Below are 25,378 nucleotides of genomic sequence, written 5' to 3'. Positions count from 1 at the left end.
AATTTGTTGATGATTTTTACCAGAAACCCAGAACTAGGAAAGGTAAAAACTCGACTCGCAAAATCTTTAGGTAATGAAAAAGCACTAGAGATCTATAAATTCTTATTAAACAGAACAAAAGAAGTAACACAGCAAGTATCATCAGACAAAGCTGTGTTTTATTCTGTTAAGATAAGAGATAATGATATATGGGATGCTACCGTATTTCAAAAATTACAACAAGAAGGCGATGATTTAGGAAAGCGGATGCAAAATGCATTCACTGCTGCTTTCTCAATGGGATATAAAAAAGTTGCCATCATTGGGAGCGATTTGTATGATTTAGAATCGCATCATATCGAGGAAGCTTTTCATCAATTGGACTCAAATGATGTTGTTATCGGTCCAGCAGAAGATGGTGGATATTATTTATTAGCCGCAAAGCAAGTTTATCCTGATATTTTTAAAAATAAAGATTGGGGAACCTCATCTGTTCGCGAAGCCACTTTGAACGACTTAAAAAAACAAAGCGTATTTTTATTGCCTATACTTAACGATGTTGATGTTATTGAAGACATTCAAAATCATCCAGCATTTACACAATTTTTAAATTCATGAAACAACAACAGCTACAAGAAACTATAAAATATCTAACCAACAGAAATGTTGAAACACCAGAAGTGGGAATTGTACTGGGAACTGGTTTAGGTAAACTTGTTGACCATATAGAAATATCTCAGGAAATTCAATATAATGAAATTCCAAACTTTCCTGAAGCTACTGTTGAATTTCACTCTGGTAAATTAATCTTCGGAAAATTATCAGGTAAAAATGTAGTTGTAATGTCAGGACGCTTTCATTTGTATGAAGGTTATACTCCTTGGGAAGTTACTTATGGAATTAGAACAATGCAGGGTTTAGGAATTAAAAATCTTTTAATTTCAAATGCTGCAGGTGCAATTAATCTTTCTTACAAAAAAGGAGATTTAATGGTAATTGAAGATCATATCAATTTACAAGGCAGTTCTCCTTTAGCCTTTAAAGAAGCAAAAGAATTCGGGAACATTTTTGCCGACATGTTAGAACCGTATTCAAAAAAATTAAACGACCAACTGAAAGTTATTGCAAAACAGAACGACATAACGCTACATGAAGGAATTTATACAAGTGTATTAGGTCCGCAATTAGAAACACGTGCCGAATACAGAATGCTTCAAATACTAGAAACAGATGCTGTTGGAATGAGTACTGTTCCTGAAGTAATTGTAGCTAAACAATTAGATATTCCTTGTTGTGCGATTTCAGTTTTAACGGATGAATGCGACCCTAAAAATTTACAACCTGTTGATATTTCAGATATTATTGCAGTTGCAGGTAAAGCAGAACCAAAACTGGTTACACTTTTTAAAGAATTGATAAAACAGCTTTAAGTTAGAAGTTAGAAGTTAGAAAATTATAATGTTTGGTGATTGAGCGAAGTCGAAATCATACTTTTAAAATGAGTTATAGCTTCGACTCCACTCAGCTACCGTAATTTGAAAATTTAATTCATAAATATAATAAGACTAAAAAAAATATCAGTAAAACAAATTAGGTACTAATTACTGCCAACTATTTACTGTGAACTAAATACTAAACAATATGAGTTATTTAGAAACAACAAAAGATGTATATAAAGAAGCAGCATTAACTCCAGATGTTGGATTATGCTGTACTACAAATCCTATTTGGGAACTACCAGGATTAAAAATCCCTAAAATTATGCAAGAAATGAACTACGGCTGTGGTTCTACTGTGCATGCAAGAGATTTAACCAACAATCCTAAAATGCTATATGTTGGTGTTGGAGGTGGAATGGAATTACTACAATTTGCCTATTTCAATAGAAATAAAGGTGGTGTAATTGGTTTAGATGTAGTTGATGAAATGTTAGAAGCTTCACGTAAAAACTTCATTGAAGCTGAGGAACAAAACGATTGGTTCAAAAGTGAATTTGTTGACCTACGTAAAGGTGATGCAATGAATTTACCTGTTGAAGATAATTCAATTGATGTTGCTGCACAAAACTGCTTGTTTAATATTTTTAAAGCAGATGATTTAAAGAAAGCTATTGCTGAAATGTATCGTGTTTTAAAACCACACGGACGTTTAGTTATGAGTGATCCAACTTGTGAACAACCAATGAATGAAACATTACGTAATGATGAGCGTTTACGTGCTTTATGTTTAAGCGGAAGTTTACCAATTGCTGAATATGTAAAAATGCTAACGGATGCTGGTTTCGGAACAATAGAAATTAGAGCTAGAAAACCATATAGAATTTTAGACCCTGTAAATTATCCGACTGAAGAATTAATTTATATTGAGTCAATTGAAGTTGCTGCCATTAAAGATCCAATGCCAGAAGACGGACCATGTATTTTTACTGGTAAAGCTGCAATTTACTTCGGAGAAGAGGAATATTTCGATGATGGTAAAGGTCATACTTTACTTAAAAATCAACCTTTAGCAATTTGCGATAAAACAGCTGGCGTTTTAGCCGATTTAGGAAGAAAAGATATTTTCATTTCAGAATCCACTTTTCATTATGATGGTGGAGGATGTTGTTAAATCAACATTGATTTAAAATCTTATAAAACAGACTGTCTAAAAAGCATCTTAGAACGTCATTCTGTCCCGAAGTTTCGGGATATTTCAGAATCTTATCAAGTCTTATTTGCCAAGTATGATGAGAAACTGAAACAAGTTCAGTTTGACCATTAGTAGTTTTTTTAGACAGTTTTTATTTTTTAGCCTTCCTATTGTAATTTAATAGAACTTCCTTCGACTGAATGCTTCGAAACTAACGAATGCATCACAAGAATATTCATACCGCTATTGTACTCTTTGCCAATTCTCCTGAAGAAGAATTGAAACAAAAGAATATATCAGGTTCTAAAAACCTGTATGAATATTTCAATGAAGAAACACTCTCAAAAGCTAAACAAACAGGTTTAGATGTTCTGCTTTTCTCAGATGTAAATCAGGTTGGAAAAAACTTTGGTGAACGCTTTAGTAATGCAATAGAATCCATTTTTAAACAAGGTTATGATGCTGTAATTACCATTGGAAACGACACTCCAGATTTAAAAACAGAACATTTACTAATAGCTAAAGAAAATCTTCAACATCAAATTCTCACTTTAGGCCCTTCTATGGATGGTGGTTCTTATTTGATTACTCTTTCAAAAAGTACTTTCAATAAGGAAGAATTTCAAGAGCTCCCTTGGCAAAGCAATTTTCTTTTTACTGCTTTAGAAAATTATTTAACATCAAAAAAGCACATTACTAAGCGTATTGAAGTATTAAAGGATATTGATGAAACAAAAGATTTATTTTATTTCATCAATAGATTCAGAAATACTAATCTAATTCTGAGACATCTTATATTCTCAATTCTTTTTTTTCCTAAAGAGTTTATTGTAGAAATTTTCAATATTTACACTCCAACATACTCCTCTAACACTTGTAACAAAGGCTCTCCTTTCCTTTTTATTTCATAACAAACTCAATTATTATGTCACTGTATTTATATCAGTAGAACTTTCATGCATAATGCTTCGTCTAAGTTCTTAACATGGAATTATTGTGACTAAAAATCAAACCAATTCATTTACTAAATATAGTATTACAAACATGAAAATTTCAATTTTTATAGTTTTATTATTTACGCTACAATTCACTTTTGCACAAGAAACTACTGGTATTCTAGAAGGAAAAATTACTGATAATACGAAAACCTCTGTTCCTTATGCAGCTATTATTCTTACTGATTTAGATACCAACTCAAAATATACGACAACCTCTCAAGAAACTGGTCATTATTTAATTGCAAATATTCCTCCTGGAAATCAGTATCAACTTGAAATTCAATTTATCGGTTTTCACACGTATCAGAAATCTAACATTAAAATCAACTTAGGGAAAACAACAACTTTAGATATCATTCTATTTGAAGAAAGTACTGATTTAGATGAAGTTATAATCAATGCTACTGCGACTAAAAGAACGCGAAATATATCAACCAAACAACTACTTAAAACCCCATCAATTAGTAGAAGTGTTCAAGATGTAACACGCAATTTATCTAATGCAAATTTGAATTCATTCGGTGGTGCAAGTAATCGTTTTAACAACTTTAATATAGACGGAATTGCAAGTAATGATGTAGTTGGTTTTCAAGAACCTGCAAGTGGCGCTTCAGGATCGTCAGCCAATGGAACACCAGGAAGCCTTTCTAGAAGTCAGCCTATAAGTTTTGGAGCCATTAAAGAACTTTCTGTAAAAATAGCTCCGTTTGATGTTAGTATCGGAAACTTTACAGGAGCCAATATTAATGTGGTAACTAAAAACGGTACCAATAAAACGCAAGGTGAAGTTTATGGATACGGAAACAATCAGCTTTTAATTGGGAAATTTGCAGAAGGAACTGAACAAAATGTTGATAGCTTTTATGATGTTCAGTTTGGTGCTGGACTAGGTGGTGCTATTAAAAAAGATAAATTATTCTATTACCTAAACGTAGAGCAAGCAATAAGTAAAACTCCAGTGTTAGGAGCTCCTGGAACCAATGCATCTAATATTGATCAGGCTACAGTAATTGACATTGCCGATAAATTAAGAAACGATTATAATTATGATCCGGGTGCTTTTGAGAATGCTGATATTCAAACTGCTTCAACGAAAATATTCGCGAGTTTAGATTATAATTTATCTGAAAATCACAAACTGACCTTAAGGAACAACTTTGTAAAAAGTTTCGCAGACAATTTAGAATGGAATCAGGCCGTATTTAACTTTGGGAATCAAGGATATCGCCATAACAGCATTTTAAATAGTACAACATTCGAGTTAAACTCAAGTTTATCAGAAAACACCTCTAACATTTTAACCTTGGGTTATAACAAAGTAAAAGAAGATCGTTCTTATGATGGTCGTGTTTTTCCACATTTAGAAATCAACGATTCTTCGAATAGAATTTTCGCTGGAACGTATAGAGAAGCTTCAATTTATAACACAAATTTGAATACGTTTCAGTTAACAGATAAACTTACCTACTATAAAAATAATCATACCATTACTGGTGGGTTTTTATTACAATTTAATGATATAGACTATGGGTTTTTAACTGCATGGAACGGGCGTTGGGCCTACAATTCTGTTAATGATTTTTTAAACGATATGCCATCTAGAATTCGTGGTGTTTATCATGTTTCTAACAACAGCTTTGACTTTGTGAATAACCAACCATCTGCAACAATAGATGTCCTTACATCTGCATTTTACGTTCAAGATAACATTAAAATCAACGATCACTTTACGGTAAATGCAGGAATTCGTTTAGATAATCAATTATTATTGGATGATTTACCTTTAAGTCCGTTGGTAACAAATACTCCTGAATTTATTCAGTTTACTAACAAGATTGACGTGAATCCACATATCAATCCAAGACTAAGTTTTACCTATAATTTGGATGAGGATAAAAAGTATACACTTAGCGGAGGAAGTGGATTATTTACAGGAAGAATTCCGTATTTATGGTTTGCGTATGCCGAATATATTTCTGGTACTGATTATTTTAATGTGGATATTCGACCGAATGGAAATGTTGTTCAATTAGAAGAAAATCTAGGTGTTTTAGCCAATCAACAACCAGGATTAACTGAAATAAACTTAATTGATAACGATTTTGAATTGCCAAGAGAATGGAAAACTCGATTGAGTTTTGAAGCCAAGCTTCCTCAAAATTTTCGTTTTTCTGTAGAAGCAACGTATACTGATGTAGTAAAAGGAATCTTTTTCCAATCGATAAACAGACGTCAAGAATTCGGAAATTACTCGGGGGCAGATAATCGTCAATTTTATAACGGAACAAGAGTAAATGATAATTTTACAAACGTATTTTTATTAAAAAATACAGATAGAGGATATCGTTACAATATCAATTTCGGACTTTCAAAAGAAACAGAAAATTATGCTGGATTCTTAGGGTATACAAATGGAAAAAGTAAAGATATATCAAGTACAGTACGAAATTCGTCTGCAGCAAATTTCGAATGGAATCAAGCAATAGACTCTAACAATCCAGATGTATCCTTTTCTAACTTTGATCTTCGTCATAAAATTGTTTCTTCTCATAGCTATAACTTCGATTTTAAGAATAACTATCAATTACAAGTTTCTACTTTATACACAGGAACATCAGGAAATCCTTATTCTGTGGTTTATCAAGGAGATGTAAATAGAGATGGATCTTCAAGAAACGATTTGGTATACATTCCAGCTAACCAAAGTGAAATTCAATTAGCCGATATTACAGATACTAACGGAACTATTTTAGTGTCTGCTCAAGAACAATGGACTCGATTAGATAATTTCATAAATAGTAATGATTATTTAAGAGAAAACAGAGGTAGTTACGCTGAGAGAAATGGCGGAAGAACACCTTGGAATCATCAATTAGATGCAAAATTTGTATTGAATATTCCCTTTAAAAATAACGATAATTTACAGGTGAGTTTTGATGTTTTTAACGTATTGAATTTGTTAAACAAAAATTGGGGACGTTTAGTTTTTGTACCAAATGTTGTAAATTCAAACTTTAGCTTGTTAGAATTTAAGGGCGTTCAAAATAATGAACCTGTATATCAATTTACATTAGAAGAAAATGCAAAACCTTGGGTGCTTGATGTGATAAATTCGAGATGGAAAGCGCAATTAGGATTGAAATATCAGTTTTAAAAACCGTTTTAAAGATTCATAAACCAGCAAAATTTGCTGGTTTTTTTTGTAAAACATCCTCTTCTTCATGATTCCGAAAATAATCAACTATATTAGTAAAGGTTTAACTTTAAAACTCAGATAAAATGAATAAATCACTTATATCGCTATTCTTTTTTATCACAACTATTTCGGGTATAGCTCAAGATATTAGTTATGTGAACGCTGAAAATGGTTTAATAGTTCGAGAAAAACCTGATACCAAATCAAAAAAAATTGGTAAGCTTTTATATGGGGCTGCTGTTAAAATAATCAAGAAAACGAACATCTATTTAGACATTAAAGACGATGGTAAGAACATTTCAGGAGAATGGTTTCTTATTGAAGAATTAGACGGAACTCAAAATGGTTATGTTTTTAGCGGATTTTTAGTAAAAGAAGGGATTTTTAGTTTAATAGAACCGAATGTTTCGCAACTAAAAGAACTGCATAAGTCTGACCAAGGAACCGAAGTGATTTATCATTTTTTATCGAGCAATTATAAGAAATCAGGTAAAAAATACAATGTAAAACACTATGACTGGAACGAATCAGAAATTTGTTCTTTTTCTGAAGATTTTAAGCCAGGAATTACTTTTGAACTATTTGAATGTAAAGAAGCCGGTGGCGCTACAATTAAAGTAAATAGAAAAAACCTTATGAAGTGGATTGAGAAAATTTACGAGGTAAACAAAATGGGGGTTGATCAAAATGTATGGAAAGACAATAATTCAAAATTTGAACCGAAAGAAGCTGCTGCTGGTTGTTATTATAAAATAAAAGAAACTGAAAGCAATACAATTGTGGATTTATATTGTGGGTGTTAAGAAAAGACTTGATATAATTAAAATATTAATTTGATTTGACGATGTCAAAATAATGATAAGTATATTCGCCTAATAAAATAATAACGCTATGAAATACTTAATTCTATTTATCATATGTCTAGGGTTATTGAATACCTCATCTGCAGATATGGGTGATCCTTCTATACAAGGAGTTTGTAAAATTACTACCAAAGACAATATATCTCACGAAGGATTTATAACACTTATTAATGGTGGGTTTTATGGGATGTTCTCAAATGGATTTTATTTTGAAATCGATGATAGTTCAAATAATAGAATATTGTATGATTTTAATTTTTACAAACTTCAGAAAACCAAAGATGGAACATTTAATGTAGGTTACAACTCTTTTAAAGCAAAGCGAGCATATTTTATCGCTCATACTCCATATCATTATTATTCGAAAAAAGAACAGAATAATATTATAATAGATCCCAAAGGCCCAAAACTAGTTACTAAAAAGACTAATGAGTTTACATATAAATTATTTGACTCGATTCCGCTTTTTAAAGAACTGCCTAGAGAATATCATCTGAGATATGATAAAACGGAGAAGCTAGCCGAAAAGATTGCTATGTCCGATATCATTTCAATTGAAATAATTAAAAAACCTCAACAAGTTTGGTTGGATAAAATTGCCAAAGCCAAGAAATTATATTGGGACGATAATAGTGATGAAAATTCAACAGGAGATTTCCTTGAACCTACATGGTATCATGAATTAATTCAAGAACCAAAGAGATTTAATTCCTTAAGAGAATACTTTAATAAATGGAAAAAGTAAAAAATTATCTAAATGAACTTGTAATTTAATATCTAAAAAAAGTTTTTTTACTTAAAAATGAACCGTGAAATTATAGACATAAACGATTGTACAATTCTATTAGAAGAAGCAACTACTAACAGTACAAACCTCGTCGATACTTGTTATTTTGATGAACCTGTTATTGCTATTGCTTTTTACGGATCTGGTGATGTTGGATTGAAAGTTAAATACAATGGAAAGACTAAAGAATTTCAGCAAACTAAAGGAATGATTTTGTCTTTTTATGCTGATGAAAATGTTGCTTTTGAACATCATGTTTCTAACGAAAAACCATTACAATGCTTGGTAATTGCTACTACCGTTAGAAACCTAGATAAACTTCCAAATGGCGAAGGTGAATTCTTAGAACAGTTTTTATCTCAATTAGTACATCCAAAAGATCATTATGTAGAAGGTCCTGTTTTTAAAATGACGCCAGAAATGTTTGTTCTGGTAGAACAGTTTTTCAACAATTCTTATGAAGGCGGAATTAAAATGATGTTTTATAAGAGTCATATGAGTGCATTGTTATCTCATTATTTCGGTCAACTTGCCACTCAAAAATCAACCATAATAGAAACCTCTCAATTAGAAAAAATAAATCTAGCACAAGAAATATTACTTGCTGATTTAGAAAACCCTCCGTCTTTAACAGAACTTGCTCAAAAAATAGGAACGAATACCAATAAACTTAAAAAAGAATTCAAAGCGCAATTCGGAGTTCCTGTTTTTAAATATCTTCAAAATGAGCGATTAAAAAAAGCTTATAACCTCATTAAAAAAGAACATAAAACAATTCAAGAAGCTGCTTGGGCAGTTGGTTATGATAGTTTAGGATCTTTCTCAAATGCCTTTGAAAAAAAGTTTGGTTACAGGCCAAGCCAAGTCTAAAATTCTTTTCGAATAAATCATTATTCCTTTCGAATAAGTAGCTGTTTTACAGTCATTATAGTTTTGTATCATAATTAAAAAGTAACATTATGATTCACAATATAACACGAGCAATTCTATCCGCTATTATGGTTTGGATAGTAGGTGTTGCGGCTTTCCTCCTTTCCTATTCGTTTCCTGTTTTGAGCAATCCAGCTATACAAGCTAACATTGCGCTGGTTCTTGCGATTATTCCAGCTGTTTGTTTGGGAACTTTCGTTTACTATAAAAAAGGGGAAATTACTCCATCAAACTTAGCATTGATTTTTATGAGTACTGCGGCAATTCTAGATTTACTAGTAACGGTTCCCTTGTTTATTATTCCCGCTGGTGGAAGTTATGCTATATTTTTTAGTGATCCTATGTTTTACCTCCTCATGGTAGAATTCTATTGCATCGCAACATACTCTGGTAACTATTTTATTAAAAAACAACAAGCATGAAAACGATCATCTTTTTTATAACCGTTGTATTAACTGCTTTATCTGCAGGAATCTTTTTTGCATGGTCTGTCTCAGTTATTCCAGGAACTAAAAAAATTACTGATATCTCCTACTTAGAAACTATGCAAAGCATCAATAAAGAAATATTAAATCCTGTATTCTTTGCAGTATTCTTTGGAAGCTTAATTTTTTTAGTCATCAACTCAATAACTCAGTTTCATCATAAACCTACATTTTGGTTAGTAGTATCTGCCATGCTTATATACGCCGTTGGAACTTTCGGATTTACAGCTTTTGGGAATGTCCCTTTAAACAATGAGTTAGACGGTCTTAATCTTAAAGAATTAAACCTCTCTCAACTCAAAAGTTTCAGAAACTATTATGAAAGATATTGGAATGGCTTTCATAACGTCAGAACCATTGGTGGTTTCATTTCATTCCTATTATTACTTATCTCAATTTTTATAAAAAAATAAAACACAAACAATTATGAACACAACTATTTTAGTTATCGGAGGAACTGGTAAAACTGGTCGTCGAGTAGTAGAACAATTAAAAAATAAAGGGATTGAACCACGAATCGGATCAAGAAATGCAACACCCAGTTTTGATTGGAATGATAAAAATACGTGGGTAAAATCTTTAGAAGGAATTGAAAGAATGTACGTTACCTATTATCCAGATTTGGCTATTCCTGGAGCCAAAGAATCTATTGAAAGTTTAACCACTTTAGCCAAAGAATTAGGTGTAAAAAAAGTAGTTCTTTTATCTGGAAAAGGAGAAGTTGAAGCTGAAGCTTGTGAGCAAATTGTTGCGAATTCAGGTTTAGATTATACAATAGTACGAGCTTCATGGTTTAATCAAAATTGGAGTGAAAGTTTCTTTTTAGACTCCATTCTTTCAGGAAATGTTGCTTTACCAATGTCGGATGTTTTAATTCCTTATGTAGATGCTGATGATATTGCAGAAGTAGCTACTGAAGTTTTATTAAATGATGATTTTAACGGTGAAATTATTGAAGTTACAGGTCCAGAATTAATTACGTTTAAAGACATTATAGCCACTATCGGAAATGTAAGTAAAAGAGAACTTAACTTCTTACCAATTACGTTAGATCAATATGTAGCAGGAATGAGACAAATGCAACTTCCTGAAGATGTTATTTGGTTAATAGAATATTTATTCAGTCATGTGTTAACCAATCCGAATAACCAATTAATTTCCCATGATATTGAAAGAGTTTTAGGAAGAAAAGCTACATCATTCACTAAATATGCTGAAGAAACTGTAAAAACAGGTGTTTGGAATCCATAAAAATAAACACACTACTTTTTAAAACGTCTTGAGTTTATACTCAAGGCGTTTGTTTGGTTTATTGAAGTATCTTGTGCAATAAAAATTAACACAAATGTTCTCTAAACTAAAATCATTCTTTAAATCAAGCAAAGGCGACACTTTTATCGGCTTAATAGACGAATTAGGAGCTTCAACCTCTAATCAAAAAGATAGCTGTACTGTAGCTTTTAATTTTTGTGCCTATATAAATAACGAAGGAGAAGTAATTGAGGAAGAAATAAGAGTATCTAAGGATTTTCCTGACAAAAACAAGAGAATTAAAGGTTTAAATTCACTTTCAATTGTAAAAATTAAAGGTGAAAAAACAACATATTATGAGAGAGACTTAATACAATTATTCTCCGTTGTTGAAACTGATTCAAAAAATAATGAACTAAACAAAATACTTCAAGAAAGATTAAAGCCGGTTATTTTTAAAAGCAGCTATTTTGGAGATTTTATACTTGATAGAGGCTTAAATTGGTTTGAAACAACAACGAAATGGCTTGATAGTGAGATTTCAATATCCCTATCAGTAGAAACAGTTGAAGCTTCTGAAATAGAAAAATATGCTGTAGAACTTTTTAAAAACCAAGAAAGTTGGCATACAAAGTTTATCAATAAAATCATATCAGATTTATTAGAAACAAAAAATGAATGTTGGCTTAGTGACAATGAAGAACCTTTAAACGCTAGGGAATTTAAACAAAAAATTGTTATTGAGAGTATAACTTTTCATGAAGATGGCGATTTTGATGTTTGGTTTAAAGATGGTGGTACTTTCTGGGGGCATCATATTAGTATATTTTGTAACCTGAATGGAGAAATAGGTGAAGCAACTATTAACGGATAATTATTAAATAATGCTTTTGTAAAAATGTAATTCTAAAATAACTTATACGACTCAACCTTTAGCAAACTAAAAATTACAACGTTGAAAGCAGTATCTTAGTACTATGGAAAAATACTTTGAAATTATTTCAAATTCTTACAAGGGTTATTGGAATTACATCAAACAATCTGTTCTTTTTAAATTGAATTGGGAGAATTATTTCTATGGCTTAATTTTAATCTCTCTAATAGTTTGGGGATTAGAACTTGCATTTCCTTGGCGTAAAAATCAGCCTGCTTTTAGAAAAGATTTTTGGCTTGATACCTTTTATATGTTCTTCAATTTTTTCCTGTTAAACCTCATCGCTTTAATTGCATTATCGAATACTGCTGCTGCTTTATTTAATGATGTTTTAGGTTTAATTGGTTTGTCTGTTTCAAGTTTTCAATTGTTTGATATCAACTCATTCCCATATTGGTTGCGTATTTTCACCTTCTTTATTATTATTGATTTTGTGCAATGGTATACACATACATTGTTGCACAAATATGAGTTTTTATGGAATTTTCATAAAGTACACCATTCCGTGAAACAAATGGGGTTTGCTGCTCATCTTCGTTATCATTGGATGGAACCTGTGGTATACAATTCTATGAAGTATATTCCATTAGCTATAATGGGCGGATTTACAGCTCAAGATGTTGCTGTTGTTCATTTCTTTAATATTACCATCGGGCATTTAAATCATGCGAATATCAATTGGGATTATGGATTTTTGAAGTACATTTTAAACAATCCTAAAATGCATATTTGGCATCATGCTAAAGAGCTTCCAGAAGATAGAAAAAATGGTGTAAACTTCGGAATTACTTTAAGTTTATGGGATTATCTTTTCAAAACAAATTACATTCCTCATTCTGGACGAGACATTGAAATTGGTTTTGAAGGAGATGAACACTTTCCTAAAGACTTCATCAATCAAGAATTATACCCTCTTAACAAAAAATAATCTGAATCTTTACATCAAGTTATATAGATAATTTTTCACGTCATTCCGAATTTAGTTCTGAATCCCATATTACTAAACTACTTTTCATAATGGGAACCTGAAATAAATTCAGGTTGACATCTCTCTTTTATTACATGTTATGTAAATGATAATTAAAAATAATTTGGCTATTTGTATCTTTATCCGATAAACAAATAAACCAGATGAAACGAGCGTTAATTTTCTTAATTTTATTTTAAGCAAAGAATGATTAAAATTAATGTGAGTTACTGAATGTATTCAAATTTTTTAAACATTCAGAAATCAAAAAATTTCAAACAGATGAAATATATAAAATTTTTATTCCTATTTCTTTTTGTACAAGTTACCGCACAACAAGGTGGTATGTGGATTCCTTCTTTATTAAAAGGAATGAATGAAAAAGAAATGAAATCGTTAGGAAGTAAGCTTTCGGCAAAAGATATTTATGACGTAAACAACTCTAGTTTAAAAGATGCCATCGGACATTTTAATGGTGGTTGTACTAGTGAAGTAATTTCTTCAAAAGGATTAATATTAACAAATCACCACTGTGGTTTTGGACAAATTCAATCACATTCATCTTTAGAAAACGATTATTTAAAAGATGGTTTTTGGGCAATGAATCTAAACGAAGAATTACCAAATAACAATTTATATGTTGAATTTATCGTTCGTATCGAAGATGTTACAACACAAACTTTAGCTGGTGTTTCTGATGAAATGACTGAACGCGAAAAGCAATCTGCAATTGATAAAAACATAAACGGAATTAAAGCATCAACTAAAAAAGAAGATTGGCAATTGGTAAAAGTAAGTCCGTTTTATAAAGGAAACCAATACTTCTTATTTGTTACCGAACGTTTTGAAGATATTCGTTTAGTTGGTGCACCTCCAACAAGCATTGGTAAATTTGGTAGTGATACCGATAACTGGGTTTTCCCTAGACATACTGGAGATTTTTCTTTATTCAGAATTTATGCAGATAAAAACAATCGTCCTGCTAGATACAATAAAGACAATGTTCCTTACAAACCAAAACACTTCTTACCAGTTTCTTTAGACGGTGTTGAAGAAGGTGATTTTACTATGGTTTTTGGTTTTCCTGGACGTACAAACGAATACTTACCAGCAACAGCAATTAAACATATCACCCAAGAATTCAATCCAAGTAATATCGCTATTAGAGAAGCTGCTTTAAAAGAAATTGATGCTCAAATGAAGGCTAGCGACGCTGTTAGAATTAAATATGCATCTAAACAAGCTAGAATTGCAAATTCATGGAAAAAATGGATTGGTGAAAACTTAGGAATTCAAAAAAGTAATGCGATTCAACAACGAATTGAATTTGAAGAAATCTTCAAAAAAGCTTTAAAAGAGAAAGGTCTTGAAGGAAAGTATGGAAACATCTTACCGGAGTTTGAAAAGTTGTATAACGATTTTGCTAGTATTAACATTAAACGAAGAAATTTCATTGAAATATTTTTAGTTACAAATGAATTAATGCAGATGACTTTTAGAGCTTTTGAACTGGAAATGGCGGCTAATAACAAACCTGAACTTTTTGATAAAGTTAAATCCTCTTTGATTGGAAGACTAAAAGGTATTCATAAAAATTATGATGTTAGTGTAGATAAAGGTGTTTTTAAAAATGTAATGCCATATTACAATAAAAATGCTGATGCTTCTATTTATGAAACCACAAGCTTTACAGATTTAGACAAAGCGTTACAATTGTTAGAAGGTACTCCTGAAGAAGTTGTTAAGAAACTAAATAACGACCCAGCGTACGCGTATGCTAAACCTATGATTCAAGAATTTTACGCTCAAATAAATCCTGAGTTTCAACAAAAAAATCAACCAATTGTAGCGTTACAAAAACAATACATGAAAGCATTAATGGAAGCTTTACCAAATGCTCGTTATTTCCCAGATGCTAATAGCACTTTACGTGTTACTTACGGTCAAGTTCGTGGATATTCTCCGAGAGATGCTGTTTATTATAATCCTGTAAGTTATTTAGATGGAGTTATTGAAAAGTACGTTCCTGGTGATTACGAGTTTGATGTTCCGCAAAAGCTACGAGATTTGTACAAAACAAAAGATTACGGTCAGTATGCAGATAAAAACGGAAAAGTTCCAGTTTGTTTTTTAGGAACAAATCATACTACCGGAGGAAACTCTGGAAGTCCAGCAATTGATGCAAAAGGAAACTTAGTTGGATTAAACTTTGATCGTGTTTGGGAAGGAACAATGAGCGATATGAATTACGATCCTGAGATATGTAGAAACATTATGGTAGATGTTAGATATGTATTATTCATTATTGATAAATATGCAGGAGCAAAACATTTAATTGATGAAATGAAATTGGTACATCCTAAAAAGTAGCAACTATCAAATAACATTTTATAAAAAACAAAAGCCACATTATTTTCTCAATGTGGCTTTTTTATATTCTTAGCTAAAGAATACTATTCTAAAATTATTTTTCTAACCGCTTTTAAATTCTCTTTTCTTAACTCAACTAAATAAATTCCGCTACTAAAACCAGAGATATCAATATTTTTAATTTCTTGATTTTCTTGTTTACTCAGCTTATATATAAGTTTTCTCCCATGAAGATCATACACTACTACTCTATCTATATCTATGGCAGTATCAAAATTAAGAACGCCTTGTGTTGGATTTGGATATATAGTAAACTGAGATAACTCTTCTTTATCAGTACTTAACGAGGTGTTTAACGGAGCTAAAGAAGCTTCAAAAATACCTCTTCCATGTGTTCCTATAAATATTTTATCTCCGTTCAAATATTGAATCTCTATATCGTTTACAGCAGTATTAGGCAAACATCCCATTTTTTTCCATTCGGTACCATCTGGCTCTAAATAATAAACTCCATTACACGTTCCTAGAAATACTAAACCTGGAATTGTGTCATATACTTCTATTGAAAAAACTGGTAAATTAGGTAAGTTATACGATATATTTTCCCAAGTCAAACCTCCATCAATTGATTTATATACTTTCTTGTTCTCACTATATCCAGCATAAGATATATAAACAATATTTGAATTTGTTGGATGCACCTCTAAATCTGTAATACTTTGATGAGATGGTGTAGTATATTCTATCCAAGTATTGTTTGACTCATTTTTCTTATAAAAAAAATGATTTTTTGTAGCGTATATTTTATTAGAGTTTGTCTTGGCTATGGCTATTTGGTTTAAATCTCCATGAGGACTTACACTATTTCCTATAATATACCAATTATCCCCATTATCATCAGATGCATACACATTTTGATAACCAATAATTATTCGATCCGAATTATTTGGGTCTAATTTAAAAGGAGTTTCCCAATCACCTTTTCCGTCTTCTCCTTCAGGAGCAATATTTGTAACAATGCCTGAATCCCATCGTCTTAAACCTCCATATTGATATGAAAAATACCGCCTATTTGGGTTATTAGGGTCTATTTCTTGTCCCATTCCATCACCAGTTGGCGCATAACTTTGCCATCTTCCATTGGAATTTCTGGTCATACTTCCATTATCTTGTGAACCAGCACCAAGTACATTTGGATCTGACTGAGAAACGGCTATATCATAATATTGTGTTATAAATAAATCTGAAGATAAATTAGCAAAACGCTTATCTGACAGGGAATATCTAAACACACCGCCGTCATTACAATAATAAACATAATCACTTTGTAATGGATTGGTATAAATGTTTCTTTGATCTACATGTACAATAGGCAATCCTGAATGTCCCAACCAATCAGAAGTCGGATAAAACGTATGACCATAATCCGAAGAGGCATAACAATCAAAATTACCTACAACTATATTCGAGTCACTATTGTTTGCAAAAGATACTACACAATTAGATTCTGGTAATGTTTTAGAAGTAAAGCTCATTCCGTGATTTGATGATATGTTTAATCTATTACTATTGGTAATTGCAACGTATCCTGAATTAGGCACACTAGAAACAGTAATTCTTACCTGTCCGTTTCCAAAATCCTGGTGAAAATTAAACGACTGTCCTGAATCTGTACTCAAATAGTATTGCCCATTAAATCCTCCTACATAAACATTATTACTATTTAAACTGTATTTTACTGCTCTAACATCTGCATCAATAACTTTAGTTATAGTATCAAAATAATCTGTTGTTCTAAATAAACCAACAGAAGTAGCTACTAAAAACTCTGCAGGATTATTAGGATTTACTTCCATTTCATATATTCTAACACCTTCTGATAAACTAAATGATAAACTTGTTGGTAAAAATTTTTGACCTCCATCTAAAGATTGAAATACTCCAATAGATGGTGGACCGTACCAAACAATATCACTCAAAGAAATAAAAATTCTGTTAGGGTTTTCAGAATTCACAATAATATCTGAAACTGCAGCGTGTGGAAGATTATCATTAATATTTTGGTAAGAATTTCCTCCATCTGAAGTTTTCCATAGGCCACCAAAGGCAGCACCAACATAAAATGTATTAGGATCTTTAGGATGAAAGCCAATACTGCTAACACGGCCCATATCAATTTGATATCCAAAATTACCATTGTAATTCGTTTCTTTCCAAGCTACATTAAAAGCTGAATCATCACATGATGCACGCCTTGAAAATTGATTATCAGACTCCTTGTAACTTATATCACCTAAGCTACCATCATCTTTTAATCGGTACTTCCAAAAGTGTTTCCAGCGTTGATATTTCACAAAATCACCATCTCGAAATTCACCTTCAGCAAGTTCTCTTTTTGAACGATTTGAATGTTTTCGCTTAAAAAATAAATCAGCTTCGGCGACAATGTCCTTGAAAAAGACCTTTTTCCCTTCTTTTTTATAAGGGTTAGACAAAATTTCTTTTATGTTTCTAGGTATGTCCTGTGGGAACGCAGAAACTTTTAATAAAATAAAAAATAAAATAGTAGTAAAGCGGAATACCACTCTCTTTGGCTTTAGAGTTTTCATAAACTGGGGGTGTTTATTGTTAGATGTACATTAAATTATTAAACTCTTTACACAAGTATTTGTGGATTTCCACATTACATTGTGTTCAGAATTATTACATATACCACCGATAGTGTTTGATTATCTGTTATTTACAGCTAAAAACCCACTTAACTACCACGGAATCCAGTCGGTGTTTCAAACGTTGATATTTAATAAAATCGCTATCCCTATACGCTCCTTTAGAAGGTTATTTTTTTAGGGAGCTTAGAATGTTTTGATTTGAAGAAAAGTTCTGTTTGATTAAAAAATCATTAAACAAAATTATTTTTCTTTTCTTTCCATAGGAACTTGGATATTATTTTCCTTATTTCATTAGATTTATCCTGTGATATCACAGGAATTGTTACCAAAATAGAAGTAGAGCGTAACATTGCTCTGTTAAATTTAAGCGTTTTCATAAACTGGGGGGTGTTTATTTAATTATAAAGAGAAAGTACAAAATCTCTACATATAAAAAACTGTAAACCAGAAAAAACAGGGAAAATCCTCAGGAAAAACACCCTTTTACACGTTTAATAAGCATGTGCTTTAAATAAATTAAAAGTACTGCCCAATACCAAAAACTAATCCTTTAGTATTATTCCTTAGACTGAAGCCATAATCAATTCTAAAAATAGCATTATATATTTTTTTATTGATAAATCGTAAACCAACACCTGAGAATAATTGAATATTTCGATCTTCCCAAAAGTCATTAATTTCTCCTCCTGGTTGTCTCCATGTTCCAGCATCTATAAAAGCATTAGCTTGTAAAGCAAACCACTTTTTATCGTATAAAGTATGTCGGTATTCTGTATTATAAACGATACTCGCAGTTCCTCTATCTACTATAATTCCAACACCTCTTAAATTTATATTGTTATCTAATGCAAACGGAGCAAAAGGTGATTCGTTATTCGAAGCAAAACCAATTCGCAATCTATTTGCCCAATTTCCTTTTTTACCAATTCTATCGAAGTAAAAAAAGTCGTTCCAAGCAATAACAAACTGATCTTGAAAGTCGTTTTCAGAAGTAACATACTGAAGGTATAAGATGTTTTTAAAACCGTCTAAATAATGATAGTAATACTCCAAATCTTCATAATTATATAATAGCTTATAAAGAATTTTATCAACTTTTAAATTTTGCGGAACATTAGGACTTGTAGCTCCACGTAAGTACTCGTATTTCTCTTGAAAGTAATTAATCCCAAAAGTTAAATGATGATTAAAATCTATTTGATACAAACCTAAAATTTCTGTGGAAATATTATTATATAAATAGTTAGCAGATTGATTATCAAAAAATAAAGGTTCTTCGCTCTTCCAATTTTGGTGTGTAAAAGCCAAACCTAGTTTTCTAGTAAACAAATTAGGTGCTCTAACATTAAAAGAATAGGTATTGTATCCATTATTCTGGTAAAACCCTCCGATAGCAATATTTCTTCCTAAAAAATTATACTCATACACTCCTATTTTATAGGCAAACTGGTTGTTTGTTGTTGTCCAAAAACCTAATTCAGGAATGATGGTAAAGTTTTCTTGAATGTATACAAATACATTATATAAATTATCGTGTGAGTGAAAAACTTGATAATAAGCATGCGATACTCCAGGCAATCTTTTTAGAGTTGTGATGTCTTTTTCAAGAGTTAAAGAGTCTAAAACCCTTCCCGATTTGGTCTCTAATAACTTTTTTATGAATGTAGGATTCGTTTTTTTTACACCTTTTATTTTGACATCATACACCATTTTCACTTGAGCTTTTACACTCAGGAAAGCGAGCAAACAAAAAGTAAATATTATTTTTTTAAAAATATGTTTGAGAAGCACGCTATTGGGCATATAATTTTTGAATTAATTTTTCTACTGGTTTATTTTGGGGTGTAAATCTATTATTGTTTTCTCCTCCAACTTCTTCATGATCATGAAACCATTTCCATAAAAAACCACCAGCAAACCAATCTTCTTTCCAAAACTGATTATAGATTGCTTGTGTCGCGTTTAACTGTCCAACTAAATCTACTTCTCCTTTTATTCGGTCTGATTTCCAAGGTTCTTTTCCTGTATAAAAAACACTTCTGTATCCAAACTCTGTAAATAACACTGGTTTTTTAAATTTATTTTGAATTTCAGATATCACCTTTTTATGTGATTGCCATCCATCTTCAAACTCTTGAACTGTTGGCGTTTTTTGATCGCTCAATGGAAAATAAGCATCTACACCGATATAATCTAATTCTTGCCAAAAAGGTACTCTCTTGAACTCATCCCAATTTGCTGCATATGTTAGTTTTCCTTTGTAAACTTTACGTATTTCTTTGATTAGATTCATCCAATACTTAGGTCTATTAATCACAAACTTTTCTAACTCTGTTCCGATACAAAAAATAGGCGCTTTAATCTCTTGAGCTACTTCGGCAAACTCTAAAATAAACTGTGTATAGGTATTCTCTAGTTGTTGCCATTGTTCTTCAGATTTCATTTCTATATACCCTGTAAACTCGCCTCTAGAAACCCAAATTTGAGGTTTAAGCATTACTTCAATTTGTTGTTCAGAAAAGCTCGTTGCATACTGCTTAATTCCTTCTTTTTTTTCACCAAACCATTGCCTAGTTGCGTTAAATCGTATGTTGGGCGATGACAAATCTCTTATAAATCCGAAAGGCATCAGCGAAACATAATTTGCTGATGCCTTTTTTACGGGTTGTATATGCTTATCATTTATAGCTTCTGATGAGGCTACAAAACTTAATCCGTTTATCTTTTTCTTCTGACTATTACAAGAAAAGAAAAATGAAAAACCAAATAGTACGATAAATAATTTAACTCTCATACGTTAAAAATAACGATTAAGAATCATTTTCTTCCAGTAAAATAATCTTAAAATAAAGCTCTTAGTCCTAAGCTATAAGTTTCTCCAAGTCCCTGAAAGTTATATCCTCTAACTATATTACTGTATAATACTTCAATATTTAACACATCTGTAAGCTGATATTTCCCTCCAAATCCTAATGAAGTATTGTCTTGTTCAAAATCTCCAAAACGTTGTGAATGTTGCGCAAATGCTAATACAGTAGCTTCTTGAGTTGGAAAGTAACTTATAAATGCACCCGGAACTACTAAGAACGTATTATTTGCAAAACTTTTATCGTCTCCAAAACCATACTCAGTATTTAACTCTGTAAACAACTGCCATTTTCCGCTAGCAAAGGTATAATCGTAAAAAAATCTGTTTTGAAAAGACCATGCAGTCTGATCTAAAAATCCTTCTGCATTTTGCTCATCTCCACTTTCTAATAATGGAATATGAATTGCACTCTGAATAGAGAAATTTCCAATGTTTTCAAAAGGTTGAATTTTAACAGAAGGAGCAATCGATGAAATTCCTTTTCTATCTGAATTGGTATCTTCTAAACTAAATACTGAAAGTGCTTGTCTTCCTCCAAATGTATTTGAGCGGAATTCGATAATTCCTCCTACATTTATTCTGTTATTATCTGAAATACCCGTAAATACTTCTAAAGTTGATGTGAAAAAATTTTGTCGTGCAATATCTCCTGAATCACTATTGCTAGCTCCTGTCTGCTTAATTTGCGTATATAAACCATTAAACCATTTAATATCCCACTGTCCCTTGTTTAATAATTTTGAAGGAGTAAATACTTGTAGATTGTTTTTTTGTTCTTTTTCCTCTTCCTGAGAAAATAAAGTAATATTAAATAGCATTAGTGCTATTAAAATAGAAATTCTTTTCATTTGTTATATAGTATTTAAAAAGTCACCTGCTAAGTCGAACAGAATTATCTTCAATTACATTTTTATTTTTCTTCTTTTACTATTTAAAATAGTTCTAAATTAATAACAAACGTAAATTCTTATCTTTTGTATCGACATAAGCATAAGCAATTCTCAAAAACATGGAACACATCGTTATTATTGGTAATGGAATTTCTGGAGTTACGGCTGCACGCCATATCCGAAAGCTTTCCGACAAAAAAATTACCATTATCTCTTCTGAAACACCTCACTTCTTTTCTAGAACAGCGCTCATGTACATTTACATGGGACACATGAAGTTTGAAAATACCAAACCTTATGAAGATTGGTTTTGGAGTAAAAACAACATCGAATTAAAACAGGCTCGTGTCAACAGTATTGATACTGAAAATAAATGTTTAATTCTAGAAAATAACGAATCATTTCCATATGATAAATTAATCATTGCAACGGGTTCTAAGCCTAATAAATTTGGTTGGCCTGGTCAAGATTTAGAAGGCGTTATGGGAATGTACCATAAACAGGATTTAGAAAAATTAGAAAAGTATGCTCCTAACAACAAAATGTGTAAACGTGCAGTAATTGTAGGTGGTGGATTAATTGGAATTGAATTGGCAGAAATGCTTCATAGTAGAAATATTCCGGTAACTTTTTTGGTTAGAGAAAATAGTTTTTGGAATGGAGTTTTACCAGAGCAAGAATCAGAAATGATTAATAAAGAAATTCTTGACAATCATATTGATTTACGTTTGGGAGTGAATCTAAAAGAAATTAAATCGGACGAAAAAGGGCAGGTTAAATCGATTATTATTACTGAAACTGGTGAAGAAATTGAATGTAATGTTGTTGGGTTAACCGCTGGTGTTTCTCCAAACATAGAATTTGTAAAGAGTTCAAATATTGAAACAAATCGTGGAGTGCTTGTAAACCGTTCTTTAGAAACAAATATTAAAGACATTTACGCTATTGGTGACTGTGCTGAACAAAGAGATGCTATTGGACAAAGAAGACCGATTGAAGCGGTTTGGTATACGGGAAGAATGATGGGAGAAACTGTTGCACAAACTATTTGTGATAACCCAACCGAATATAAACCCGGACATTGGTTTAATTCTGCGAAATTTATTGATATAGAATATCAAACCTATGGTTGGGTTTGGGCGAAACCTAGAGAAAATGAAGCTCGTTTCTTCTGGCAATATAAAGATGGTAAAAAAGCTATCCACATAAACTTTGATAAAGAGTCTAAAGAGTTTATAGGTATAAACACTTTTGGAATTAGAATGCGTCATGAGTTTTTCGATAACGTATTAACCGAAAAAAAATCTGTAAATCATGTACTTGCACATTTAGCTGATGCTAATTTTGATCCAGAATTTTACAAACAACACGAACAAGAAATTGTTGCAAAATTCAATAAGGAGCATGGAACAAATATTAAGGTAAAAAAGAAAAGTTGGAAACGCATATTTAGCAAAGCATAAAAAGTAGAATACAATGAAAGTAGTTAAAAATATAGGCCTTGTAATCAGTTTAATTGGATTCGCCATTTTTACAGCAAGCATTTTTACAGGTAAGAATAAGGTAAATGAAGAGGCTTTTAATTCTTGGGCTTCTCAACAAGTTAAAAGTGAATATTTTATAGAAAATGCTAAAAAAGAAATCGTTGGTAAAGAATTGAGCACTGCTCAATTAACTAGCATTCTAATTGAAAATGCTAAAAAATCCAATGAATATCATAAAAGCCAACAAGAAATTGCGTGGGAAAAAATTATTTGGATTAAATGGAACAAAACCTATAAAGATTTTGTGTATCCATTAGCTCGAGCTTCTGCAACTGGATGGGTAGCTAATAACATTGGATTGTTCTTTTTAGTAACTTTTGGATTTGCTATTCTTGGTGGTTTGGTATACTTTGGGGCAGATTACCAATTATTAGGACCTCCTGGAATAAAGAATAATGGAATTTTTCAGCACTCAGCAACTAATAGAGGAATTCTTGGAATGGTAGCATTTGTTTTCTTTGTAGGATTCTACATGTTATTATACTTCTTTCCAAACTACTTAATAAATCCAATTTTATCAGTAAACGGAATTAGTAAAGGATTAAGTGGCAACGATTCTAGCCAGTGGTTTTTATATGGATTTATGTATTGTGCGGTAATGACAGTTTTTGCTGTTCGTATGTTCATAAAATATCGCCATAATAATTATCAAATTGTAAGAACAGCAGTTGTTCTTTTTTTTCAGATTGCTTTTGCTTTTTTGATTCCAGAAATTTTAGTGGCTTTTAACCAGCCTTGGTTCGACTTTAAAAATGCTTGGCCTTTAAACTATACGTTCTTCTTTGATTGGAACATCAATAATTTAATTGGAAGCGGAAACCTAGGAATATTTATGCTAGTTTGGGGAATACTTTTAACATTAGTTATTGTACCGGTAATGGTATATTTCTATGGGAAACGTTGGTACTGTTCTTGGGTTTGTGGTTGTGGTGGTTTAGCCGAAACTTTAGGAGATCCCTATCGTCAATTATCAAGTAAATCATTATTCTCTTGGAAAGTTGAACGTTGGTTAATTCATGGAGTTTTAGTATTTGCTACATTAATGACCGCTTTAACTCTATACACCTATTTTGCTGAAATAGAAAGTTGGAAAGAAGTTGTATTTGGTTTATCTGCTTATGATATTCAAAGCAGTTACGGATTCTTTATCGGATCAATATTCTCTGGAGTTATTGGAACAGGTTTCTACCCAATTTTAGGAAACCGAGTTTGGTGTCGTTTTGGATGTCCGTTAGCTGCGTATATGGGATTAGTACAACGTTTCAAATCAAGATTCAGAATTACAACAAATGGTGGACAATGTATTTCTTGCGGAAACTGTTCTACCTATTGTGAACAAGGAATTGATGTTCGCTCTTATGCACAAAAAGGGGAGAATATTGTTCGTGCTAGTTGTGTAGGTTGTGGAGTTTGTTCTGCAGTATGTCCAAGAGGAGTTTTAAAACTTGAAAACGGACCTGAAAAAGGTAGAATTAATCCAACTCAAGTTTTATTAGGAAACGATGTTGATTTATTAGAATTAATGAATGAAAAATAGACTTAAAGCTACTGTTTTTCTGTTATTTATCTTTTCTTACAGTCTTGCTCAAAAAAAATATCAAAAAATATTTTTTGATAATGGGAAAATCAAAGCTGAAGGATGGTTAGAAAATAACGAAAAACAAGATTACTGGACCTTTTATTATCAAAATGGTAATATTAAAGAGAAAGGGCATTTTAGCAATGGTCTAAGAGATAAATATTGGTACTTTTACAACCGAAATTCGTCCAAAAATAAAGAAGGTCACTTTATAAAAGGGTTAAAAAATAATTGGTGGATGTTTTATGGAGATGATGGAAACATCAATCATAAATGCCAACTTAAAGACAATGAAAAAAATGGTTATTGTCTTATTTATAAAAACCAAAAACTAGTGAAAGCTTCAAAATTTAAAAACGGAAAAAAAATAAAAGAGTGGAAAGATTTTTCTTCTTTTAGAAAAGAGAATAATCTGAACGATTTAAAATAGTAC

The 25,378-nt window shown here is 31.4% G+C and carries 21 protein-coding genes; 17 read left to right on the top strand and 4 right to left on the bottom strand.

All coding sequences use genetic code 11. From position 1 onward, the window contains the following. Positions 1-9: 9 nt before the first annotated feature. The 14 genes from EV195_RS01440 to EV195_RS01375 all read left to right on the top strand — a co-directional run bounded on the left by EV195_RS01440 (position 10) and on the right by EV195_RS01375 (position 15,391). On the top strand, positions 10-597 hold the full coding sequence (locus tag EV195_RS01440) for a TIGR04282 family arsenosugar biosynthesis glycosyltransferase (RefSeq protein WP_317128194.1): 588 nt from the start codon (positions 10-12) through the stop codon (positions 595-597). Beyond that, the gene (locus tag EV195_RS01435; protein ID WP_132791885.1) at positions 594-1,409 is read left to right on the top strand and encodes a purine-nucleoside phosphorylase; all 816 of its coding nucleotides are present in this window, start codon (positions 594-596) and stop codon (positions 1,407-1,409) included. Before EV195_RS01440 ends, EV195_RS01435 begins: the two co-directional genes overlap by 4 nt. Before the next feature lie 211 nt (positions 1,410-1,620). Next, complete coding sequence (gene arsM, locus EV195_RS01430) at positions 1,621-2,589, top strand: arsenosugar biosynthesis arsenite methyltransferase ArsM (RefSeq protein WP_132791882.1); 969 nt, start codon at positions 1,621-1,623, stop codon at positions 2,587-2,589. A 239-nt stretch (positions 2,590-2,828) separates the two neighbouring features. Beyond that, positions 2,829-3,521 (top strand): DUF2064 domain-containing protein, encoded by a 693-nt coding sequence (locus EV195_RS01425; protein ID WP_132791880.1) that lies wholly within the window; start codon positions 2,829-2,831, stop codon positions 3,519-3,521. 133 nt (positions 3,522-3,654) lie between these two features. Further along, entirely contained in the window at positions 3,655-6,762 is a 3,108-nt protein-coding gene (locus EV195_RS01420; protein ID WP_132791878.1) for a TonB-dependent receptor, read from the top strand. 125 nt (positions 6,763-6,887) lie between these two features. After that, positions 6,888-7,607: an SH3 domain-containing protein gene (locus tag EV195_RS01415; protein ID WP_132791875.1), complete on the top strand. Its 720-nt coding sequence runs from the start codon at positions 6,888-6,890 to the stop codon at positions 7,605-7,607. An 88-nt stretch (positions 7,608-7,695) separates the two neighbouring features. Then, positions 7,696-8,412: a hypothetical protein gene (locus tag EV195_RS01410; protein ID WP_132791873.1), complete on the top strand. Its 717-nt coding sequence runs from the start codon at positions 7,696-7,698 to the stop codon at positions 8,410-8,412. A 57-nt stretch (positions 8,413-8,469) separates the two neighbouring features. Continuing rightward, the gene (locus tag EV195_RS01405; protein WP_132791871.1) at positions 8,470-9,324 is read left to right on the top strand and encodes a helix-turn-helix domain-containing protein; all 855 of its coding nucleotides are present in this window, start codon (positions 8,470-8,472) and stop codon (positions 9,322-9,324) included. 89 nt (positions 9,325-9,413) lie between these two features. After that, positions 9,414-9,806 carry a hypothetical protein gene (locus EV195_RS01400; RefSeq protein WP_132791868.1) on the top strand — a complete coding sequence of 131 codons (393 nt, stop codon included), beginning with the start codon at positions 9,414-9,416 and terminating at the stop codon, positions 9,804-9,806. Further along, complete coding sequence (locus EV195_RS01395) at positions 9,803-10,282, top strand: anthrone oxygenase family protein (RefSeq protein ID WP_132791866.1); 480 nt, start codon at positions 9,803-9,805, stop codon at positions 10,280-10,282. Before EV195_RS01400 ends, EV195_RS01395 begins: the two co-directional genes overlap by 4 nt. 13 nt (positions 10,283-10,295) lie before the next feature. Beyond that, complete coding sequence (locus EV195_RS01390) at positions 10,296-11,120, top strand: NAD(P)H-binding protein (RefSeq protein WP_132791864.1); 825 nt, start codon at positions 10,296-10,298, stop codon at positions 11,118-11,120. A gap of 94 nt (positions 11,121-11,214) precedes the next feature. Further along, the gene (locus tag EV195_RS01385; RefSeq protein ID WP_132791862.1) at positions 11,215-11,994 is read left to right on the top strand and encodes a DUF2262 domain-containing protein; all 780 of its coding nucleotides are present in this window, start codon (positions 11,215-11,217) and stop codon (positions 11,992-11,994) included. Positions 11,995-12,097: 103 nt separating this feature from the next. Then, positions 12,098-12,982 (top strand): sterol desaturase family protein, encoded by an 885-nt coding sequence (locus EV195_RS01380; RefSeq protein WP_132791859.1) that lies wholly within the window; start codon positions 12,098-12,100, stop codon positions 12,980-12,982. Between the two features lie 321 nt (positions 12,983-13,303). Beyond that, a complete protein-coding gene (locus EV195_RS01375) occupies positions 13,304-15,391 on the top strand; it encodes a S46 family peptidase (protein ID WP_132791856.1) in 2,088 nt (695 codons plus the stop codon). 83 nt (positions 15,392-15,474) lie between these two features. Here the strand turns inward: EV195_RS01375 and EV195_RS01370 are convergent, their stop codons facing one another. From EV195_RS01370 to EV195_RS01355, 4 genes are all read right to left on the bottom strand, one after another. Next, a complete protein-coding gene (locus EV195_RS01370) occupies positions 15,475-18,000 on the bottom strand; it encodes a T9SS type A sorting domain-containing protein (RefSeq protein WP_132791854.1) in 2,526 nt (841 codons plus the stop codon). A 579-nt stretch (positions 18,001-18,579) separates the two neighbouring features. Next, a complete protein-coding gene (locus EV195_RS01365; protein ID WP_243693043.1) occupies positions 18,580-19,773 on the bottom strand; it encodes a BamA/TamA family outer membrane protein in 1,194 nt (397 codons plus the stop codon). 82 nt (positions 19,774-19,855) lie between these two features. Next, positions 19,856-20,857: a glycoside hydrolase family 113 gene (locus EV195_RS01360; protein ID WP_132791849.1), complete on the bottom strand. Its 1,002-nt coding sequence runs from the start codon at positions 20,855-20,857 to the stop codon at positions 19,856-19,858. 47 nt (positions 20,858-20,904) lie between these two features. Continuing rightward, on the bottom strand, positions 20,905-21,780 hold the full coding sequence (locus tag EV195_RS01355; protein ID WP_132791847.1) for a hypothetical protein: 876 nt from the start codon (positions 21,778-21,780) through the stop codon (positions 20,905-20,907). 161 nt (positions 21,781-21,941) lie between these two features. On the opposite strand from EV195_RS01355, the gene EV195_RS01350 reads away from it, so the two are divergent. From EV195_RS01350 to EV195_RS01340, 3 genes are read left to right on the top strand one after another with little or no spacing between them, the layout of a single operon-like run. Next, on the top strand, positions 21,942-23,285 hold the full coding sequence (locus tag EV195_RS01350; RefSeq protein ID WP_132791845.1) for an NAD(P)/FAD-dependent oxidoreductase: 1,344 nt from the start codon (positions 21,942-21,944) through the stop codon (positions 23,283-23,285). Between the two features lie 13 nt (positions 23,286-23,298). Continuing rightward, on the top strand, positions 23,299-24,903 hold the full coding sequence (locus EV195_RS01345; protein ID WP_132791842.1) for a 4Fe-4S binding protein: 1,605 nt from the start codon (positions 23,299-23,301) through the stop codon (positions 24,901-24,903). Then, complete coding sequence (locus EV195_RS01340; protein ID WP_132791840.1) at positions 24,893-25,375, top strand: toxin-antitoxin system YwqK family antitoxin; 483 nt, start codon at positions 24,893-24,895, stop codon at positions 25,373-25,375. The genes EV195_RS01345 and EV195_RS01340 overlap by 11 nt, the downstream gene beginning before the upstream one ends. Positions 25,376-25,378 lie beyond the last annotated feature (3 nt).

Source organism: Tenacibaculum skagerrakense, assembly GCF_004345825.1.
Classification (GTDB): Bacteria; Bacteroidota; Bacteroidia; order Flavobacteriales; family Flavobacteriaceae; genus Polaribacter; species Polaribacter skagerrakensis.
This window is presented reverse-complemented; position numbering and strand designations above follow the sequence as displayed.

Coding starts and splice junctions, on each gene's coding strand:
- EV195_RS01440 (WP_317128194.1), top strand. CDS start 10: ATGATTTTTACCAGAAACCCAGAACTAGGAAAGGTAAAAACTCGACTC.
- EV195_RS01435 (WP_132791885.1), top strand. CDS start 594: ATGAAACAACAACAGCTACAAGAAACTATAAAATATCTAACCAACAGA.
- arsM (WP_132791882.1), top strand. CDS start 1,621: ATGAGTTATTTAGAAACAACAAAAGATGTATATAAAGAAGCAGCATTA.
- EV195_RS01425 (WP_132791880.1), top strand. CDS start 2,829: ATGCATCACAAGAATATTCATACCGCTATTGTACTCTTTGCCAATTCT.
- EV195_RS01420 (WP_132791878.1), top strand. CDS start 3,655: ATGAAAATTTCAATTTTTATAGTTTTATTATTTACGCTACAATTCACT.
- EV195_RS01415 (WP_132791875.1), top strand. CDS start 6,888: ATGAATAAATCACTTATATCGCTATTCTTTTTTATCACAACTATTTCG.
- EV195_RS01410 (WP_132791873.1), top strand. CDS start 7,696: ATGAAATACTTAATTCTATTTATCATATGTCTAGGGTTATTGAATACC.
- EV195_RS01405 (WP_132791871.1), top strand. CDS start 8,470: ATGAACCGTGAAATTATAGACATAAACGATTGTACAATTCTATTAGAA.
- EV195_RS01400 (WP_132791868.1), top strand. CDS start 9,414: ATGATTCACAATATAACACGAGCAATTCTATCCGCTATTATGGTTTGG.
- EV195_RS01395 (WP_132791866.1), top strand. CDS start 9,803: ATGAAAACGATCATCTTTTTTATAACCGTTGTATTAACTGCTTTATCT.
- EV195_RS01390 (WP_132791864.1), top strand. CDS start 10,296: ATGAACACAACTATTTTAGTTATCGGAGGAACTGGTAAAACTGGTCGT.
- EV195_RS01385 (WP_132791862.1), top strand. CDS start 11,215: ATGTTCTCTAAACTAAAATCATTCTTTAAATCAAGCAAAGGCGACACT.
- EV195_RS01380 (WP_132791859.1), top strand. CDS start 12,098: ATGGAAAAATACTTTGAAATTATTTCAAATTCTTACAAGGGTTATTGG.
- EV195_RS01375 (WP_132791856.1), top strand. CDS start 13,304: ATGAAATATATAAAATTTTTATTCCTATTTCTTTTTGTACAAGTTACC.
- EV195_RS01370 (WP_132791854.1), bottom strand. CDS start 18,000: ATGAAAACTCTAAAGCCAAAGAGAGTGGTATTCCGCTTTACTACTATT.
- EV195_RS01365 (WP_243693043.1), bottom strand. CDS start 19,773: ATGGTGTATGATGTCAAAATAAAAGGTGTAAAAAAAACGAATCCTACA.
- EV195_RS01360 (WP_132791849.1), bottom strand. CDS start 20,857: ATGAGAGTTAAATTATTTATCGTACTATTTGGTTTTTCATTTTTCTTT.
- EV195_RS01355 (WP_132791847.1), bottom strand. CDS start 21,780: ATGAAAAGAATTTCTATTTTAATAGCACTAATGCTATTTAATATTACT.
- EV195_RS01350 (WP_132791845.1), top strand. CDS start 21,942: ATGGAACACATCGTTATTATTGGTAATGGAATTTCTGGAGTTACGGCT.
- EV195_RS01345 (WP_132791842.1), top strand. CDS start 23,299: ATGAAAGTAGTTAAAAATATAGGCCTTGTAATCAGTTTAATTGGATTC.
- EV195_RS01340 (WP_132791840.1), top strand. CDS start 24,893: ATGAAAAATAGACTTAAAGCTACTGTTTTTCTGTTATTTATCTTTTCT.